The sequence below is a fragment of the Microbacterium testaceum genome (assembly GCF_020781835.1).
Classification (GTDB): domain Bacteria; phylum Actinomycetota; class Actinomycetes; order Actinomycetales; family Microbacteriaceae; genus Microbacterium; species Microbacterium testaceum_H.
Genome location: NZ_JAJGNJ010000005.1, coordinates 89541 through 106994, shown reverse-complemented (window position 1 = coordinate 106994; position 17454 = coordinate 89541). Strand labels below are relative to the sequence as shown.

At 70.8% G+C, this 17454-nt stretch carries 15 protein-coding genes; 11 read left to right on the top strand and 4 right to left on the bottom strand.

The window, feature by feature from the left end:
• Nucleotides 1-66 precede the first annotated feature (66 nt).
• The 5 genes from LL239_RS09030 to LL239_RS09010 are packed head-to-tail and all read left to right on the top strand — an operon-like array spanning nt 67 to nt 3244.
• Complete coding sequence (locus LL239_RS09030) at nt 67-570, top strand: hypothetical protein (protein WP_228163104.1); 504 nt, start codon at nt 67-69, stop codon at nt 568-570.
• Complete coding sequence (truB, locus tag LL239_RS09025; RefSeq protein WP_228163103.1) at nt 570-1463, top strand: tRNA pseudouridine(55) synthase TruB; 894 nt, start codon at nt 570-572, stop codon at nt 1461-1463. Before LL239_RS09030 ends, truB begins: the two co-directional genes overlap by 1 nt.
• The gene (locus LL239_RS09020; protein ID WP_228163102.1) at nt 1460-1828 is read left to right on the top strand and encodes a hypothetical protein; all 369 of its coding nucleotides are present in this window, start codon (nt 1460-1462) and stop codon (nt 1826-1828) included. Before truB ends, LL239_RS09020 begins: the two co-directional genes overlap by 4 nt.
• 55 nt (nt 1829-1883) lie before the next feature.
• On the top strand, nt 1884-2303 hold the full coding sequence (locus tag LL239_RS09015; RefSeq protein WP_228163101.1) for a hypothetical protein: 420 nt from the start codon (nt 1884-1886) through the stop codon (nt 2301-2303).
• Complete coding sequence (locus LL239_RS09010; RefSeq protein WP_228163100.1) at nt 2300-3244, top strand: bifunctional riboflavin kinase/FAD synthetase; 945 nt, start codon at nt 2300-2302, stop codon at nt 3242-3244. Before LL239_RS09015 ends, LL239_RS09010 begins: the two co-directional genes overlap by 4 nt.
• 47 nt (nt 3245-3291) lie before the next feature.
• On the opposite strand, the gene LL239_RS09005 is transcribed toward LL239_RS09010, so the two are convergent.
• Nucleotides 3292-4659: an MFS transporter gene (locus LL239_RS09005; RefSeq protein ID WP_228163099.1), complete on the bottom strand. Its 1368-nt coding sequence runs from the start codon at nt 4657-4659 to the stop codon at nt 3292-3294.
• Between the two features lie 159 nt (nt 4660-4818).
• Between LL239_RS09005 and LL239_RS09000 the strand changes: the two genes are divergently transcribed.
• The 4 genes from LL239_RS09000 (at nt 4819) to LL239_RS08985 (ending at nt 10340) form a co-directional block, all read left to right on the top strand.
• On the top strand, nt 4819-5439 hold the full coding sequence (locus LL239_RS09000) for a hypothetical protein (protein ID WP_228163098.1): 621 nt from the start codon (nt 4819-4821) through the stop codon (nt 5437-5439).
• A gap of 195 nt (nt 5440-5634) precedes the next feature.
• A complete protein-coding gene (locus LL239_RS08995) occupies nt 5635-7791 on the top strand; it encodes a DEAD/DEAH box helicase (protein WP_228163097.1) in 2157 nt (718 codons plus the stop codon).
• Between the two features lie 252 nt (nt 7792-8043).
• Nucleotides 8044-9072, top strand: coding sequence for a 6-phosphofructokinase (locus LL239_RS08990; protein WP_228163096.1), 1029 nt, complete (start codon nt 8044-8046; stop codon nt 9070-9072).
• Nucleotides 9073-9800: 728 nt separating this feature from the next.
• Entirely contained in the window at nt 9801-10340 is a 540-nt protein-coding gene (locus tag LL239_RS08985; RefSeq protein ID WP_228163095.1) for a hypothetical protein, read from the top strand.
• A gap of 131 nt (nt 10341-10471) precedes the next feature.
• On the opposite strand, the gene LL239_RS08980 is transcribed toward LL239_RS08985, so the two are convergent.
• Nucleotides 10472-12586: a S9 family peptidase gene (locus LL239_RS08980; RefSeq protein WP_228163094.1), complete on the bottom strand. Its 2115-nt coding sequence runs from the start codon at nt 12584-12586 to the stop codon at nt 10472-10474.
• Nucleotides 12587-12629: 43 nt separating this feature from the next.
• Complete coding sequence (locus tag LL239_RS08975; RefSeq protein ID WP_228163093.1) at nt 12630-13853, bottom strand: amidohydrolase family protein; 1224 nt, start codon at nt 13851-13853, stop codon at nt 12630-12632.
• Between the two features lie 89 nt (nt 13854-13942).
• On the opposite strand from LL239_RS08975, the gene LL239_RS08970 reads away from it, so the two are divergent.
• Nucleotides 13943-14602, top strand: coding sequence for a GntR family transcriptional regulator (locus LL239_RS08970; RefSeq protein WP_228163092.1), 660 nt, complete (start codon nt 13943-13945; stop codon nt 14600-14602).
• A 136-nt stretch (nt 14603-14738) separates the two neighbouring features.
• Nucleotides 14739-15725: an isopenicillin N synthase family dioxygenase gene (locus tag LL239_RS08965; RefSeq protein ID WP_228163091.1), complete on the top strand. Its 987-nt coding sequence runs from the start codon at nt 14739-14741 to the stop codon at nt 15723-15725.
• Nucleotides 15726-15806: 81 nt separating this feature from the next.
• Here LL239_RS08965 and LL239_RS08960 read toward each other — a convergent pair whose 3' ends face one another.
• Nucleotides 15807-17294 (bottom strand): GMC oxidoreductase, encoded by a 1488-nt coding sequence (locus tag LL239_RS08960; protein WP_228163090.1) that lies wholly within the window; start codon nt 17292-17294, stop codon nt 15807-15809.
• Between the last annotated feature and the right edge of the window lie 160 nt (nt 17295-17454).

The window sequence follows — 17454 nt, the reverse complement described above, 5'->3', positions numbered from 1 at the left end:
GCGGCGTACCCGCCGGCGGAGAGCGTCTGACGGAGAGGTGTGCGCGGGCGACCGTAGGCTGGAGGCATGTCGAGCGAGAACCCCGCCGAGACCCTGCAGCGAAGTCTGCGCGATCTGATGCGCCAGAACGCCGGCGCCGGACGCGTCGTGGTCGGTGTCGACGCGCTCGACGCCGACGCGGCGACCGCCTTCGCGGACGCGTTCGCCGCCGCGGTCGAGGAGGACGGCACCGCGACCTTCCGCGCCACGCTCGCCGACGGCGCCGACGACGTGCGCCAGCACCTGATCTCCCCCTTCCGCGCGGGTGAGTCGTTCGACGGCGGTGATCCCGCACCCGATCATGCCGTCCTCGTGGTGGACGGCCGCTTCCTGCACGCGGCGGGCCTGCGGGGACTGTGGAACTGGTCGGTGTGGCTCGAGGCGAATCCGGTCATCGGCGCCCCTCGACCCGAGCTGCCGGATGCCGAGAAACGGTACCTCCGGGAGTCTCGACCGCGCGCTGCGGCTTCGGTCATCGTGGAGAACTCCGACCCGGCGCACCCGGTGCAGGTGTTCGGCGACTTCTGCTGATGGCGCGCGCCGGCATCCTCCTGGTCGACAAGCCCGGGGGCATCACCAGTCATGACGTCGTGGCGCGGGCGCGCCGGGCGTTGGGCACGCGCAAGATCGGCCACGCGGGCACTCTCGATCCGATGGCGACGGGTCTGCTCGTCCTAGGCGTCGAGGGCGCGACGCGCCTGCTCACCTACGTGGTGGGGGCCGACAAGACCTATGAGGCGACGATCCTGCTCGGGGTCGAGACCGACAGCGACGATGCCGACGGTGTCGAGACGGGCCGGGCGGATGCCGACGCCGTCGCGGCCGTGACGGACGGGGCCATCGCGGCAGGCATCGCCGCCCTCACGGGCGAGATCGAGCAGGTGCCGAGCACCGTCTCCGCGATCAAGGTGCAGGGGCGTCGGGCCTACGACCTCGCCCGCGCCGGCGAGACCGTCGAACTGAAGGCCCGCCGCGTGACCGTGTCGCGCTTCGCCGTACAGGCGAGTCGGCGGGATGCCGGAACGATCGCCCTGGACGTCGTCGTCGACTGCTCGAGTGGCACGTACATCCGCGCGCTCGCCCGCGATCTGGGCCGCTCGCTCGGCGTCGGCGGGCACCTCACCGCCCTCCGCCGCACGCGCATCGGCTCGTTCGAGGTGGCATCGGCGGCATCCGTCGACGACATCGCCGACGCCGCCCTGGTCGACCCCGCCACTGCGGCGGCGGTGGTCGTCGGAGCCCTCGCCGTGAGCGCCGACGACGCCCGTGACCTCCGGCACGGCAAGCGCATCGACGGCGGAGGTCGGCTCACGGGCGAGCGCGCCGCGGCGATCGATCCCGATGGGCGGCTGGTGGGGATCGTGGAACGCCGGGGCACCCAGCTCAAGAGCGTCATGAACATGCCCGAGGAGGTCGCGGGATGATCCTGTGGTTCACCGTCACGCAGGTCGGGGTCGCCGTGCTCGCGGGGCTCGTGGCGATCGTGGCGGGGCTGGCCGGGCGTCGCCCGTCCGACCTGACGGTCGGGGCCCTCGCCCTCATCGAGCTGCTGCTCGTCGCGCAGATCGTCGTCGCGATCGTCGCCCCGTTCGCCGGGAATCCGCCGACGGGCAGCCTGCTGGAGTACTGGACGTACCTCGTCTCCGCCGCGCTGCTGCCCCCTGCCGGTGCCGCCTGGGCGCTCATCGAGCGCAGCCGGTGGAGCACCGTCATCATGGGCGTCGCCGCCCTCGCGGTGGCCGTCATGGTGTGGCGCATGCACGTGATCTGGACGGTACAGGTGGCCTGAGCGGTCCGGTCCGAACCATGAGCGAGGGCCCTGACCGAACTAGACTCGGAAGGTCATGGCATCCACCACTCCCGCCCGCACCCGCGGAATGACCGGCGTCGGCCGGGTCCTCGTGATCGTCTACGTCATCATGGCGCTGGCCGCCACCGGCCGGTCCTTCGTGCAGATCGTCCGCGAGTTCGACGACGCGCCCGTGGCATACACGCTGTCGGCGCTCGCCGCGGTGGTCTACATCCTCGCGACGCTGGCGCTGGTCTTCTCGGCGCGTCCGGCCTGGTACCGGGTCGCGTGGGTCGCGATCGGCTTCGAGCTGATCGGTGTCCTCGTCGTCGGGACGCTCAGCCTCGTGCTGCCCGTATTGTTCCAGCACCCCACCGTGTGGTCGGTGTACGGCATCGGCTATCTGTTCGTCCCGCTGGTGCTGCCCTTCCTCGGTCTGTGGTGGCTGGTGCGGCACCGCCGGACGGCGTCGTGATCGTCTTCCGCGACCCCGCGGAGGTGCCCGTCGGGTTCGGGCCGTCGGTCGTGGCGATCGGGAAGTTCGACGGCGTCCACACCGGCCACCGCGCCGTGATCGATCGCGCGCGCATCGAAGCGGCGGACGGGGCACAGGTCGTGGCCGTCACCTTCGACCGCAACCCGCTGAGCGTGCTGCGCCCGGACAGGTGCCCGCCCGATGTCATCGGCCCGCATCAGAAACTCGAGCTCCTCGAACGGGCGGGCGTGGATGCCACCCTGCTGCTGACCTTCGACGCGACCCTGGCGGCACTCCCCGCGGACGAGTTCGTCCGGCGCGTGCTGGTCGAGGCCCTCTCCGCCCGCACGGTGCTGGTCGGGCGCGATTTCCGCTTCGGTGCGGGTGGGGTCGGCGACCCCGCGCTGCTGGAAAGGATGGGGGTCGACCACGGGTTCCGCGTCGACGTCGTCGACGACGTCCGTGCGGTCCACGCCGACCGTCGGGTCTCGTCGACCTGGATCCGCGAGGCCCTCGCAGCCGGCGACATCGCCACCGCCTCGCGGCTGTTGGGTCGCGCGCCGTCGGTCTGGGGAGAGGTCGTGCACGGGCTCAAGCGCGGGCGCGAGCTCGGCTATCCGACCGCCAACCTCTCGCCCGACCTCGAGGGGTTCGTGCCCGCCGACGGCGTCTACGCGGGCTGGCTGATCGACATCGAGGGCGCCCGGCGCATCAGTTACCCGGCCGCCATCAGCATCGGCACCAATCCGACCTTCGACGACGTGGACTCCCGCCAGGTCGAGGTGTACGTGCTCGACGAGACGGACCTCGATCTCTACGGGCACCACGTGGAGGTCCGTTTCGTCGAGCGGATCCGCCCCATGACGGCCTTCGACGGTGTGGACGCCCTGCTCGTGCAGATGGCCGACGACGTCGAGCGCGTGCGCGCGATCCTGCGCTGACCGCCCCGCGGTGCCGCAAGGTCGTCGGGCGCGGCCGGGGGAGGAGCTCAGTCCCGCCGTGACAGATGGTTCCGGATGCCGAGGAACGACGTCGCGGACCCGAGCACCATGAGTGCGGCGGTGAAGATCGCCGCGCGGTGGAACCCGTCGAGATCGAGGGCGCCGCCCGCGACGGCGGACACCGCCGCGATCGCCAGGAGGCCGGCGACCCGCGAGACGGCGTTGTTGACCGCCGAGGCGATGCCCGAGCGTTCCGTCTCGATCGCGCCGAGGACCGCAGCCGTCAGCGGGGACACCGTCGCGGTGAGCCCCAGGCCGAAGACGATCACACCCGGCAGCACCTGGGTCGCGTAGTCGAACTCCGCTCGCACGGACACCAGGAGCAGCGCGCCGATCGCCATGACCGCCGGTCCGATCGTCATGAACAGCCGCGGTCCGAACCGGCCCGAGAGGGCGCCCATGCGGGAGCTGAGGGCGATCATCAGCAGCGTGCTCGGCAGGGAGGCCAGCCCCGCGAGGGTCGCCGGCAGCCCCGCGCCCTGCTGCAGGTACACGCTGAGCACGAAGCCGTTCAGCGAGAGCGCGGCGTAGACGAACATCGTGGCGAGGTTGCCCGCCCAGAAGTTGCGGGAGCGGAACAGGTCCAGCGGCATCATCGGCTCTCGCGCGACACGTTGGCGCACGAGGAAGCCCGCGAAGGCCGCGGCGCCCAGTGCCCCCGGCATCCAGATGATCGGCGAGCCCCACCCGAGGTTCGGCTGCTCGATGAGGGCGAACACGATGCCGCCCAGGCCCAGCGCGCACAGCAGCGCCCCGAGGATGTCGACGTGCGCGCCGGGACGACGCTCGTCCGAATGGCCCCGTCGCGCCAGAAGCCACATCGTCACGGCGATCGGCAGCACGTTGACGAGGAACACCAGGCGCCAGGAGAGGGTGTCGACGAACAGCCCGCCGATGAGCGGGCCCGCGATCATGGCCACGGTGGTGGCCCCGGTCCAGATGCCGATCGCGCGGGCCTGGGCGGCGCCGCGGAACGTGGAGGTGATCAGGGCCAGCGAGCTCGGCACGAGCAGCGCTCCGGCGACACCCTGCAGGGCGCGGGCGACGATGAGGACCTCCGCCGTGGGTGCGGCGGCGATCGCGATCGAGGTGAACCCGAACCCGATGAGACCGATGCGCAGGACGAGCGTGCGGCCGAGCACGTCGCTCATCGAGCCCGCGACCAGGATGAACGCGCCGAGGGTCACGAGGTAGGCGTCCACGACCCACTGCTGCGTCGACAGCCCGCCGCCCAGGTCGCGCGAGATGGCCGGCAGTGCCACGTTGACCACGGTGCCGTCGAGGAAGGACACGAAGGATGCCAGGACGGCCACGGTGAGCACCACGCGCTGGTCCCGCGACATCCGCTCGGTCATGGCCCCAGCGTAGGTCCGCCGCGGCAGACGAAGGCCGCGATCGTGCGGGCCCGGCCCGGTGCGGCCCGGGCGGTGGAGGGCGCGGCCGGCGACGCGCCCGCGCGGACCCGGTCGTCGCGACGCAGCCGGGTTAGGGTCGAATCGATCCTCGGAGGTGTCATGCCCGCCCTCGCCCGTGTGGTCGCCGTCGGCTCTGTCGCGGCGGCCCTGGCCGTCATCCTGTCCGCCTGCGTCCCGGAACCCGTCCCGACCGCCTCGCCGAGCGTCGAGGCATCCGTGCCCGGTGACCCCGGGACGCCCACGCCGATCCCGTCATCGACGGTGCCTCCCACGACCGCCCTGCCGGCCACGTGCGACGACATCTACTCGGATGCCATGCGTGCGGTGTTGGAAGAGCAGAACCCGCCGCTGAACGACCCCGTGGTGACCCTGCTCGCCACCGAGCAGGCGCCTCTGCTCGAGCTGCTGGACGTCGTCCCCACGCTGCGGTGCTCGTGGGGAACCCCGAGCGAGCGCGGTCTGGCCACGAACGTGTCGATCGTGGACGCCGAGCAGGCGGCCCTGGTCCGGAACACGCTGACGACGAGCGGTTTCGAGTGCCAGGACAGCGGCGATGCGACGATCTGCCGCCTGGAGCAGCGCGGCGTGTCGCTCGACGACGTGCCGTTCGAACGCGGCGAGGTGCAGGCCCTCCGCGGAGAGGTCTGGGTCGCCACGTCGTGGATCAATTTCGACCCCGAGGGATACACCGAGGACATCCTGTCGACGGTGGCGGGGTAACACGCGCGCGGAACCGCTAGAATGGGTCTCGACCCCGTCACCCGCCTCCTCGCGAGCCGTTCCGGTGAAGACGCGTTGCGGGTCGCAGACGCTGCCGCTCCGGCGGTGAGTCTCGCGACATTCTCCGGGGTCACTGATCCACCGGCGTCACGCCGGACGTCCCGGACACATCCGGACGACACGCTCAGGAGGAGCATGCCGACCACGGCAACCGCCGCCCGAAGCTCGAGCCAACGGCGCCGCAAGACCTCGTCATCCCGTCGCGATGACGAGGCCCCCGTCATTCCCATCCTCGCCCGCAAGGTCCGCGAGGTCGAGGCCAAGGCCCAACGCGGCAAGCTGGGCCCGACCAACCGCGTGAAGTTCCAGGTGATCGCCTTCCTCGTCCGCGAGGAGCGTGCCCGCGTGAAGGCCGACACCGAGATCACCGACGCCGCCCGCGCGGAACTGCTGAAGCGCCTCGACGGCGTGGCCACGATCCTGGCCAAGACCGCCGCACGCGACACCTCCCTCATCCAGCTGCTCGAAGTCGACCAGGCGACCTCGCCGGTCGCGCGACGCATGCGTCGCGACTGGCTGCTCGAGTCCGGTGCCGAGCTCCCGCCGGACGAGCTCATCATCACCGACAACGCCCCGGCCAGCGCCCCCGTGGTGCCGGCGGCGCTCGCCGAGAAGCAGGTCGTCCCACCGTCCATCGAGGCGCGCCAGATGGCCAACCCGTTCCTCGCCCCCGACCTCACTCCGCGTCCCACCGGTGACGCGCCCCGCCGCCGCTTGGACGGCTGGGAGCTCATGGGTCCGCTGTACAAGGCGTTCGAGACCGGGGCGGGGGGATCGGCGGCCAGCATGGAGCTGCCGCCCGTACCCGAGTTCGACCGCGTCTCGCCGCGCGGGCTCGAGGTCATGCCGCACCAGTCCCGTTTCCTCGAGGCCGTGCGTCAGGGGCACCGCTCGTTCCTGCTGGCGGACGAGCCGGGCCTCGGCAAGACCGCCGAATCCGTGCTCGCCGCCTCCGTCGCCGAGGCCTACCCGCTGCTGGTCGTCGTGCCCAACGTCGTGAAGATGAACTGGGCCCGCGAGGTGCAGCGGTGGACGCCGCACCGGCGCGCGACCGTCATCTCGGGAAGCGGCGCCGACATCGATGCGTTCGCCGACGTGTTCATCGTCAACTACGAGATCCTTGACCGTCACCTGTCGTGGCTGTCGTCGATCGGCCTCAAGGGCATCGCGGTCGATGAGGCCCACTTCATCAAGAACCTGTCGTCGCAGCGATCGCAGAACGTGCTCGCCCTGGCATCCCGAGTCCGTCAGCAGACGCGCAATCCGCTGCTGCTCGCGCTCACCGGAACCCCGCTGATCAACGACGTCGAAGACTTCGACGCGATCTGGCGTTTCCTCGGCTGGACCAACGGTGAGAAGCCCGGCCCCGAGCTGATGGAGAAGCTGGATGCCACCGGCCTGACGCCGGCGGACAAGGCCTTCTACCCGGAGGCGCGCGAGGCCGTCATCTCGATGGGCATCGTGCGCCGCAAGAAGAAGGACGTCGCCGCGGACCTGCCCGACAAGCTCATCGCCGACCTCCCGGTCGAGCTCGATGACGAGTACGGTCGGTCGATCCGCCAGGCCGAGCGCGAGCTGGGCGCACGCCTCGCCGCGAAGTACCGGCGGATCATCGAAGCCCGCGGCGATCGCGGGCTGGCTGCGGGCGAGATCGACGAAGACATCGTGCGCCTGGTCGCCCACGGCGAGCTCGAGGAGAGCAAGGCCGCCGGCACCGGGTCCGAGAACGTCTTCACCATGGTGCGCCGCATCGGTCAGGCCAAGGCTCAGCTCGCCGCCGACTACGCCGTGCAACTGCAGCGGTCCGTGGGCAAGGTCGTCTTCTTCGCCAAGCACATCGACGTCATGGACGCCGCCGAGGCGCACTTCAAGGCATCCGGCCTGCGTGCGGTGTCGGTGCGCGGGGATCAGACGTCCACGGCGCGCCAGGCCGCGATCGACGCGTTCAACAACGATCCCGGCGTCGGTATCGCGGTGTGTTCGCTCACCGCGGCGGGTGTCGGTCTGAACATGCAGGCGGCGTCGAACGTCGTGCTCGCGGAGCTGTCGTGGACCGCAGCGGAGCAGACGCAGGCCATCGACCGCGTGCACCGCATCGGTCAGGAGGAGCCGGTCACGGCGTGGCGCATCATCGCCGCGCACACGATCGACACGAAGATCGCCGAGCTCATCGACTCGAAGGAGGGCCTGGCGCAGCGCGCCCTCGACGGCCTGGCCATCGAGCCGGGTTCGAGCGACTCGGTGCAGCTGTCGGCGCTCATGCACCTGCTGCGCCAGGCGCTCGGGGCCTGACACTCTCCACGAACGCCCCGGTGTCGCCGGGGCGTTCGTGTTTTCTGAGCCGGGTCCGGACGAGACGTTCTGGTTCGACGACGTCACGCCCGTGGGAGCCGTCGAGGACTGGATCAGCGCCGACCCGGGCGAGCCCGGCTCGTGGCGTCGTACGTGACGCGTCCCCCGTTTGGCGAGCGCGGCAGGAGGGGCAGTAATGTCGAACGCGGCAGTGTCGCCGACTCGATCATCCCCATTAGCGAGGTTCACAGCATGAAGATCGGCATCCTGACCAGCGGCGGAGACTGCCCCGGGCTCAACGCCGTCATCCGTGGTGTCGTGCTCAAAGGCACCACCAATCACGACATCGAGTTCGTCGGTATCCGTGACGGGTGGCGCGGTGTCGTGGACGGTGATTTCTTCCCGTTGACCCGTCACGAGGTGAAGGGGCTCTCCAAGGTCGGCGGAACGATCCTCGGCACGAGCCGCACGAACCCCTACGAGGGCGCCCGGGGCGGCGCCGAGAACATCTCCAAAACGCTGTACGGTCACCGTATCGACGGCATCCTGGCCATCGGCGGAGAGGGGACGCTCGCCGCGGCCGACCGTCTGTCGAAGGACGGCATCAACGTCATCGGTGTGCCCAAGACGATCGACAACGACCTGCGCGCCACCGACTACTCGTTCGGCTTCGACACCGCGGTGAACATCGCGACCGATGCCATGGATCGTCTGCGCACGACCGGCGACTCGCACCAGCGCTGCATGGTGGCCGAGGTCATGGGCCGTCACGTCGGCTGGATCGCGCTGCACGCCGGCATCGCGGCGGGCGCGCACGTCATCTGCATCCCCGAGGTGCCGATGTCGATCGAGGAGATCACCGAGCAGGTCACGCGCGCCCACGACCGCGGCCGCGCGCCGCTCGTCGTCGTCTCCGAGGGTTTCAAGCTCAAGGGCATGGACGAGGCCTTCAGCGACAAGGGCCTGGATGCCTTCAACCGCCCCCGTCTCGGCGGCATCGGCGAGCAGCTGGCCCCCGAGATCGAGCGACTGACCGGTATCGAGACCCGCGCCACGGTGCTCGGGCACATCCAGCGCGGCGGTTCGCCGTCGGCTTTCGACCGCGTGCTCGCGACCCGTCTCGGACTGCACGCCGCCGACGCGCTGAACGACGGCGCCTGGGGGCAGATGGTCGCGCTGCGCGGCACCGACATCGTGCGTGTGCCGTTCGCCGACGCCCTCGGCGAGCTCAACAGCGTCCCCCTCTACCGCTACGAGGAGGCCGCCGCGCTGTTCGGCTGAGCCTCCGCCGACGCCGCGCCCCGCTGCCGTGGGCCGCTGCCGTGTGGCGCTGCGGGGCGCTGCGGTGTGTCGCTGCCGCGTCCCGCTACGGTGTGTCGCTGCCGCGTCCCGCTGCCGCGTCCCGCTGCCGCGTCCCGCTGCCGCGGCAGATTCCGGTGCGGCGTACGCCCCCACGTCCCACTTATGGGGGTGCATGTCCCAAATGTTGTCGCCTGATGTGCTCTGAGACAGCAACAAGTGGGACATACTCCGCGCGGCGAGCGACGGGATGCCTTCTGCACAAGCCACACCTCGCAACGACGGCGTGTGGACAGTGCCGACGTAGGCGACTCCGTCCGGGACCCTGAGGCATGACCCGACCGCAGCCTCTACCCGCCGACCTCCCTGAGCGTTTTCATGTCGCCGAAGCATGCGGGAAGGGGGTGAGTCGTGGGCGCTTGCGCTCCTCAGACCTGGCAGCACCCTTCCACGGTGTGCGATCGCGGTCGGTGCGTGACGTCCACACCATCGCCGACCGATGCCGGGCCTACGCACCGCGTCTGGCTCCGGGGCAGTTCTTCAGTCACGAGACCGTTTTCGCCCTGCGGGGCCTCAGCACACCGGAGTGGCCCCATGTGCCGGCGATCCATGTGTCGGCACATCGGCCGGCAAGGGAACCGCGAACGGGCGGTGTCGTCGGGCATCGGCTGCAGACCCGTGAATCCGCCATCGAAGTCGGTCCATTCGGGATGCCGGTCGAGAACGCCGTGCGGGCGTGGCGGCAATGCGGTCGCCTCTGGCGTCTCGACGATCTCGTCGCCGGCGCCGACGCGCTGCTGGCGGGTCGGAACCCGCTGGCATCCATCGAAGAGTTGGAGGCCGAAGTGGCTCTCATGGGCGATGTCCGCGGTGGCATCCTGCGTCGGGCCCTCGCGTTGGCGCGCCCCGGTGTCCGGTCGCCGAGAGAGACCCGTCTCCGGCTGCTGCTCGTCCGGCGGGGTCTCCCCGAACCGCAGGTCAATACGGACATCTTCTCGCCGCGCGGCGAGTTCGTCGCCGAGATCGATCTCGCCTTCGAGCAGTGGAGGGTGGCGGTCGAATACGACGGTCGGGTGCACGCCGAAGACCCGCGACAGTTCGCCAGGGACGCCGACCGATGGGCCGCTATCCGGGATGCCGGCTGGGACCATGTTCGCATCCTGAGCCACCACCTCCGCGACGGCGGTGCTCCCGCCGTGGTGATGGTGCGCTCTGCGCTGATCAGGGCGGGGTGGCGGCCGGGGCTGTGACCTCAATGTCCCACTTATGGCAGTTTCGGCCGCCCTGAGGCTGCATATTTTGGGACATGCACCGCCATAAGTGGGACGAGCTCACCTAGCCCGCGCCTAGCTCCACCCGCGCCCGGCCGCCCGCGCCGCGCCTACTCCGCGAGACCCAGGACGTCGAGCAGCCAGGCGAGCTCGAAGGCGCGCTCGCGCCACGCGTTGTACCTGCCGCTGACGCCGCCGTGCCCGGCGACCATCTCGCACTTCAGCAGCGCGTCGGCGCCCACCTCGCGCAGCCGCTGCACCCACTTCGCCGGCTCGACGTACAGCACGCGCGTGTCGTTGAGCGAGGTGACGGCGAGGACCCGGGGGTAGGCGACGCCCGCGCGCACGTTCTCGTACGGCGTGTACGACTTCATGTACGCGTAGACGTCGGCGTCGTGCAGGGGGTCGCCCCACTCGTCCCATTCGATGACGGTGAGGGGGAGGGACGGATCGAGGATCGTGGTGAGCGCGTCCACGAACGGCACGTCGGCCAGGATGCCGGCGAACAGTTCCGGTGCGAGGTTCGCCACCGCACCCATGAGCAGGCCGCCGGCGCTGCCGCCCTCGGCCACCAGCCGCTCGGGAGTGGTGTAGCCGGATGCCACGAGGTGGCGGGCCACCGCGACGAAGTCGGTGAAGGTGTTGCGCTTGGCCTGGAGCTTGCCGTCCTCGTACCACTGGCGGCCCATCTCGCCGCCCCCGCGGACGTGCGCGACGGCGAAGATGACGCCGCGGTCGAGCAGCGACAGACGCGGTACCGAGAATCCGGGTTCGATCGAGTGCTCATAGGAGCCGTACCCGTACAGGTGCACCGGACGCGGCGACGCCCCGGGCTCTCCGAACGAGCGCCTCCACACCAGCGACACGGGGACGCGCGTTCCGTCGTCGGCGCTCGCCCACACACGGGCCTGCCCGTAGTCGGCGGGATCGAACCCGCCGAGCACCGGCTGGCGCTTGCGCAGCAGCAGCTCGCCGGTGTCGACGACGTAGTCGTATACGGTTCCGGGGGTCACGAACGAGCCGTAGCCCACGCGGAGCACGGGCGGTGCCCACTCGGGGTTCCCCCCGGTCCCGACGCTGTACAGCGGCTCGTCGAACACGATCTCGGTGACCGTCCCATCGGCGTAGGACAGCATGCCCAGGCGCGCCAGCCCGTCGCGACGGTAGGCGACGACACCCCACTCGCGGAACGTGTCGACCCCGAGCAGGCGCTCGCCGGGACGATGGGGGATCACCGTCTCGCGCGGACCCTCCGGAGCGGATGCCGGGACCCGCACCAGCTCGAAGTCGAGCGCGCCGTCGTTGTGCAGGATGTAGAGCACGTCCTCGCCGTCGATGACCGCGTGTTCGGTGGAGTACTCCACGCCCTCGCGGCGGGGCCAGACGACGCGGGCCTCGCCGCGCAGGTCATCGGCGTCGACCAGGCGCTCCTCGGACGTGATGGAAGAGCCCACGCCGATCACGAGGTAGCGGTCGCTGCGGGTGAAATCGGCGCCGACCCAGTACCGCTCGTCGGGTTCGTGGAACAGCGTGACGTCGGCATCCACACCCGTCCCGATCTCGTGCAGCCACACGGTGTCGGGCCGCCAGGCGTCATCCACGGTGGTGTACACGATGAAACGACCGTCGGGGGAGAAGGTGGCTCCGGAGAAGGTGCCGGGGATCTCGTCGGGCAGGGTCTCGCCGGTGACGAGGTCGCGCACACGGACCGTGTAGCGTTCGTCGCCGGCGACGTCGATGCCGTACAGCATGCGCGTGCCGTCGTTGGAGACCTCGAAGCTCCCGAGCGAGAAGAAGTCGGTGCCCTCCGCCTCGACGTTGCCATCGAAGAGCACCTGCTCGCCGGGCACGGGCACGTCGGGGGAGAGCGAGGGCGGCGTCCAGTCGTCGGGGGAGGCCAGGGGGGCGCGGCACTGGATGCCGTACTGCGCGCCCGCCACGGTGCGGCCGTAGTACCACCACTGGCCGCGGCGGGCGGGCACCGACAGGTCGGTCTCGAGCGTGCGGCCCTTGATCTCACCGAAGATCTCGTCACGGAGGGATGCCAGGTGCGCCGTGCGCGCGTCGGTGTAGGCGTTCTCGGCCTCGAGGTGGGCCACGACCTCGGCGTCCTCCTTGGCGCGCAGCCACTCGTACGGGTCGTCGAACGTGTCGCCGTGGTGGGTGCGCGCGGTGACGCGGCGGGCGGCGACGGGAGGAAGGGGGCGGGCGGCGGTGTCGGTCACCCCTCCACGCTAGCCGCACCCGACACGCGGGCGTCGGGATCGCCTAGCGGTCGAGCACGGTGCGTTCCGTCACCTTCCGCTGGGCGACGACGCGTCCGCGATGCAGGACGACACGGTCGTAGGCCCCGCCGGCGACGGCGGCGGCCAACGAGGGTGCGCGGATGGCGAGCAGATCCGCGACCCGGCCCGCCTCGACGCCCGCGGATTCCAGTCCCATGGCCGCGCGTGCGTGCGCGGTCACGCAATCGTGCGCGTCCTCGATCGTCACGTGCGAGGCCGCGACGAGCAGCCCGGCGGTGACGAGGTGGTCGGCGGCGCCGAGCGGATTGAGGGGGTCGCGCACGTTGTCCCCGGCGCCGCAGACGAGCACGCCCGCGTCGCGCAGCGCGCGCACGGGGGCGATCGCGCGGGGGACCGGCCCCGCGACGATGTCCTTGGCCTGCAGGTAGAGGTTCGTCAGCGGTGCCGCCGCGACCGAGACGCCCGCGCGGCGGAGGTCCTCGGCGACATCGTGCAGCGCAGCGGGGTCCAGCAGCCCCAGGCTCACGCAGTGTCCGGCCATCGCCGTGGTGCCCGGGGCGAGCGGTTCGCGCCGCAACGCGCGGGCCAGGCGCCGCATCGTCAGAGATGTCGGGTCCAGCCGCTCGTCGGCATGGATGTCGATGCCGACCCGCCGTCGGCGTGCGATCGCGACGAGCCGGTCCAGCTCGCCCTCCGGGTCGGCCGCGGTGTGCGGCGACCCTCCGACGAGATCCGCACCCGCGTCGAGAGCGGCCTCGATGGTCGCGTCGTCGATGTCGTTCTTGGGCAGGACCACGATCTGCAGATCCATGACGCCCGAGAGTTCGGCCCGCACCCCGGCGAGGGCCCGGACGCAGCGCAGCGGGTCCCCGGAGGGGAAGATCTCCGCGTGCGTGCGCACGGCGGTGACCCCGTTGGCGAGGAACATCCTGGCCAGCGCGCGTGCCCGGTCGGCGAAGTCCTCCTCGGTCAGGTGCCGCGCGTGCGCCTGCCACTGGCGGATGCCGGAGAGCAGATCGCCGTAGTCCGGCCGCAGCCTGTCGTAGACGAGGGCCTTGTCGAGGTGGGTGTGCGGCTCGGCACCCGCCGTCAGCAGGAGGGCCCCGTCCAGGTCCAGCTCGTCGCGTCCGCCGTGTCCGGTCGCGGGGGAGACGTCGATGATGCGTCCCTCCGCGATCCTCACGTCGACGAGGGACCCGTCGGAGAGGGTCGCACGCCGCAGGGCGGTGGGATAGTGGTTCGTCATGGTCGCCTCTGCAGGTTCTCCCGGGCGCCGGGGCGCGGGACGTTAGCGTAGGACTCGACGGGCCGCCGAGCCCGCCGAAGGGGGGAAGTGTGACCACGACCGACGACCCGCTGCTGGCAGAACAGGTGTACCAGCGACTGCAGGAGCGGGTGCTCAGCGGACGCATCGCGCCGGGCAGTCCGCTGAGCGTGCCGCGCTTGGCGACCGAACTCGGCGTGAGCCGCAGCCCGGTGCGCGAGGCCGTCCAGCAGCTCATCGCGATGGGATTGGCGGTGCACGTCCCGTACGCGGGGGCTCGCGTGCGGGCGTTGGACGAGGGCCTCGTCGACGACGTCTTCGAGCTGCGCGAGAGCCTCGACCGGCTCGCCGCACGACGGGCGACCACCCGCATGAGCGCATCGGCCGTCGACGAGCTCGACAGCCTGGTGGGGGAGTCCCGCCAGCGCGGGCAGGCGGGGATGGATGCCGCGGGCATGGCGGCCCTGGACGTCCGGTTCCACGCGATGCTGCGCGACCATGCCGGTAGCGAGCCGCTGGCGATGGCGCTCATGCGACTGGAGGCCCTGGGTCATCTCATCTCCGCGGATATGTGGGGCGCGCCGGAGAACAGCGTCTCGGCGATCGCCGAGCACGAACAGATCGCCGCGGCGGTCCGCCGCGGCGACGCCGACGCCGCCGGGGAGCTCGCCGCCGCCCACGTCCGATCGCTGGCGGTCCGACGCCGCCGGTCCGCCCAAATTAACATGTAATTTACGCCAGCGATCCCCCTCTCGCGCCGTTCTGCCCGAATACTGGATCGTGCGGGCGCCGGATTACATGTATTCGCGCCGGGCGCGGACCTCCGCCGCGTCGATTCCCTCCGCCCTCGGGCAGAAACGGATCATCATGAGCGAGAATTCATCCCTCATCGAGCTGGACAAAGAACGCCGTATGGGCGGTGACGGCACGATCGACACCACGCGCGAGCTGCGTCGGATCGACCTCAGCGACTTCGACAACCGCCGCGACGAGATCGCCGATCAGTTGTGGGCCGCCGCGACCGACATCGGCTTCTTCCAGATCGTCAACCACGGCATCCCCTCTTCGGTCGTCGACAGCGCCTTCGAGATGTCGCAGCGGTTCTTCGCGCTGCCCGCGGAGGTGAAGGAGCAGTACCCGCTGCGCAAGCAGGACAACGCCGGGTACGAGTTCCGCTCGCAGGTCCGCCCGTCGATCGGTGTGCCGGACCAGAAGGAGTCCTACCAGGTCACCTTGCCGCACATGGCCGATCTCTGGCCGACGGAGGAGCAGCTGCCCGGGTTCCGCGCGGCGATCCTCGACTTCGAGCATCGCGCATGGGCGCTGGCGATGAAGGTGCTGTCCTGCTTCGCGCAGAAGCTCGCGTTCGACACCGACTTCTTCGAGCGTGCCCACAACCCGCAGTCGCCGAACTACCAGAGCACGCTTCGGCTCCTGCACTACTTCGCGGTGCCGCCGGAGGCGCGCGACCAGGACGCGCCGTGGCGTGCCGGCGCGCACACCGACTTCGACGTCCTCACGCTGCTGTTCCAGCGCGACGGCCAGGGGGGACTCGAGGTGCTCCCCGGGCGCGAGATGGAGACGGAGTCGTGGACCCCCGTCGAACCGACGAGCGATTCGATCACCTGCAACATCGGCGACATGCTGATGCGCTGGAGCGATGACGCACTGCCGTCGAACTTCCACCGCGTGCGCGGACCGCGCGCCGGAGAGAACCAGGACGCGCGCTACAGCATCGCCTACTTCGCGCAGGCGGACCGCGACGTCGTGATGGAGAGCCCGAGCGGGGCGTGGGAGCCGATCACCGCCCGCGACTACCTGCTGGAGCGCATCCGCGCCAATTACGGCAAGTGAGCACACGACGAAGCCCCCGCACCGTGTGCGGGGGCTTCGTCGTGTCGTGCTCGGCGGCCTCAGCGCGGACGGCGCCGCCGCTCAGGCCAGACCGGTCGCGATCGCGCGGGCAGCGCGCACGGCGGTGACGGCTCCGGCCGACGTGACGTTGCCGACGACGGCCGTCGGCAGTACGCCGTTGCCCGCGACGTAGACACCGGAGACACCCCAGACCTGACCGTCGGGATCGACCACACTGGTGCCGTCGTCGGTGGCGCCGGAGCGGACCGTACCGGAGTAGTGCAGCGAAGAGCCGGGTGGGAGCAGGAGCGTGTTCCCCACGGCATCCGGTCCCGCGACGGCCTCGAACGCCGCTCGCTGGTCGATCATGGCCCGGTCGATGAGAGCACGGTCGATCTCGCTGTAGTCGTAGTGGATGGTCGCTCGAGGCAGGCCGAGCGCGTCCGTCTCCGTGTCGGAGAAGGCGATGTACGACTCGGCGCGCACCTCGGTGGGCACGTACACGCTGATTCCGACGGACATCGCGACCGCGTGGCTGAGATCCTCGGAGTACATGGGGCTGATGCCGATCTGCCAGTGGAACGGCTGGGCCGGGCCGCTGTGCGGGATCCACAGCGGCCCGCTCATCCACTCACCGTCGCCGGGGATGGGCACCTCCACCCCGCCGAGCCGGTCGGGCTCGACGAACACGCGTCCCGTCACGAAGGCGTGCTCATTGAGGTACCGACCCAGCGCCGCGGGGCGGATGCCGGAGGCGAAGAGCAGCTGTGGCGAACGGAGCGCATCCGCGGCGACGACCACGCGTTCGGCCTCGATGACGCGCACCTCGCCCGAGCGCAGGTCCTCCACCTCGACGCCGGTGGCGCGGCCGTCCTCGTGCCGCACGCGCCGAGCGAGGGTCTCGGCGAGCAGACGCACGGGACTCTCCGGCGTTCCCAGGCCGGGCAGGATGACGGAGGGGTCCGTCCTGCGACGTTCGGCATCGGGTGCGGCGAAGACGCCCATCGGCATCACCTGGGGGTGCCGACCGGGTGCCGACGCGGCGCCGAACCTCTCGTCCAGGGCGGCGATGACAGCCTCTCCGGCCGGGGTGGGGCCGAACCGGTCGACCGTGACGTTGAGCACGTCGAGCACGCGTGCGTAGTCCTCTTCCCACTCCGCGGCCGCGGTCGCGGGGATCTCCTCGCCCCACGGCGTGGGGCACGCGGCCGTCCAGTGCGACCCCATCCCGCCGACGTTCCACGCGCTCGCCGCGGCGGGCATCGCCCGCGCGTCGTTGCCCAGCGCGGAGAAGGAGTACAGGCCGGGCGTGGCCGTGGCCCCGCCCGCGAACGCCCCCGCCGTCGCGGCGCCGACGTACATCGACTGCACTCCGGCGGCCACGTGCTCGCGGTAGGAATCGCGGGTGGCAGCATCCGCGGCGCTGTGCAGGTGGCGACCGGGCTCGGTGCCGTGGACGGGTCCGGCTTCAACGAGCACGATGTCGGTTCCCGGGCGCTGCCGCAGCACCTCCCGGGCGACGATGGCCCCCATGATGCCGCTTCCCACGATGGCCACTTCGGTGCGCATGCGCCTCTCCTGTACGAGTCGATTCCGGAACGTTGATGACACTGACACGCCCTCCGCGCGGTGGCGCGGCGCCGACGTTTCCGCGATGTAGCGGATGATGCGCCCCGTGTCGTGAATGTAAATTCTGTCAACATTCGGCATAAGTCGCCAAAGTTGCATG

Coding starts and splice junctions, on each gene's coding strand:
- LL239_RS09030 (WP_228163104.1), top strand. CDS start 67: ATGTCGAGCGAGAACCCCGCCGAGACCCTGCAGCGAAGTCTGCGCGAT.
- LL239_RS08990 (WP_228163096.1), top strand. CDS start 8,044: ATGAAGATCGGCATCCTGACCAGCGGCGGAGACTGCCCCGGGCTCAAC.
- LL239_RS09015 (WP_228163101.1), top strand. CDS start 1,884: ATGGCATCCACCACTCCCGCCCGCACCCGCGGAATGACCGGCGTCGGC.
- LL239_RS08975 (WP_228163093.1), bottom strand. CDS start 13,853: ATGACGAACCACTATCCCACCGCCCTGCGGCGTGCGACCCTCTCCGAC.
- LL239_RS08995 (WP_228163097.1), top strand. CDS start 5,635: ATGCCGACCACGGCAACCGCCGCCCGAAGCTCGAGCCAACGGCGCCGC.
- LL239_RS08985 (WP_228163095.1), top strand. CDS start 9,801: ATGCCGGTCGAGAACGCCGTGCGGGCGTGGCGGCAATGCGGTCGCCTC.
- LL239_RS08965 (WP_228163091.1), top strand. CDS start 14,739: ATGAGCGAGAATTCATCCCTCATCGAGCTGGACAAAGAACGCCGTATG.
- truB (WP_228163103.1), top strand. CDS start 570: ATGGCGCGCGCCGGCATCCTCCTGGTCGACAAGCCCGGGGGCATCACC.
- LL239_RS09005 (WP_228163099.1), bottom strand. CDS start 4,659: ATGACCGAGCGGATGTCGCGGGACCAGCGCGTGGTGCTCACCGTGGCC.
- LL239_RS09020 (WP_228163102.1), top strand. CDS start 1,460: ATGATCCTGTGGTTCACCGTCACGCAGGTCGGGGTCGCCGTGCTCGCG.
- LL239_RS09000 (WP_228163098.1), top strand. CDS start 4,819: ATGCCCGCCCTCGCCCGTGTGGTCGCCGTCGGCTCTGTCGCGGCGGCC.
- LL239_RS08960 (WP_228163090.1), bottom strand. CDS start 17,294: ATGCGCACCGAAGTGGCCATCGTGGGAAGCGGCATCATGGGGGCCATC.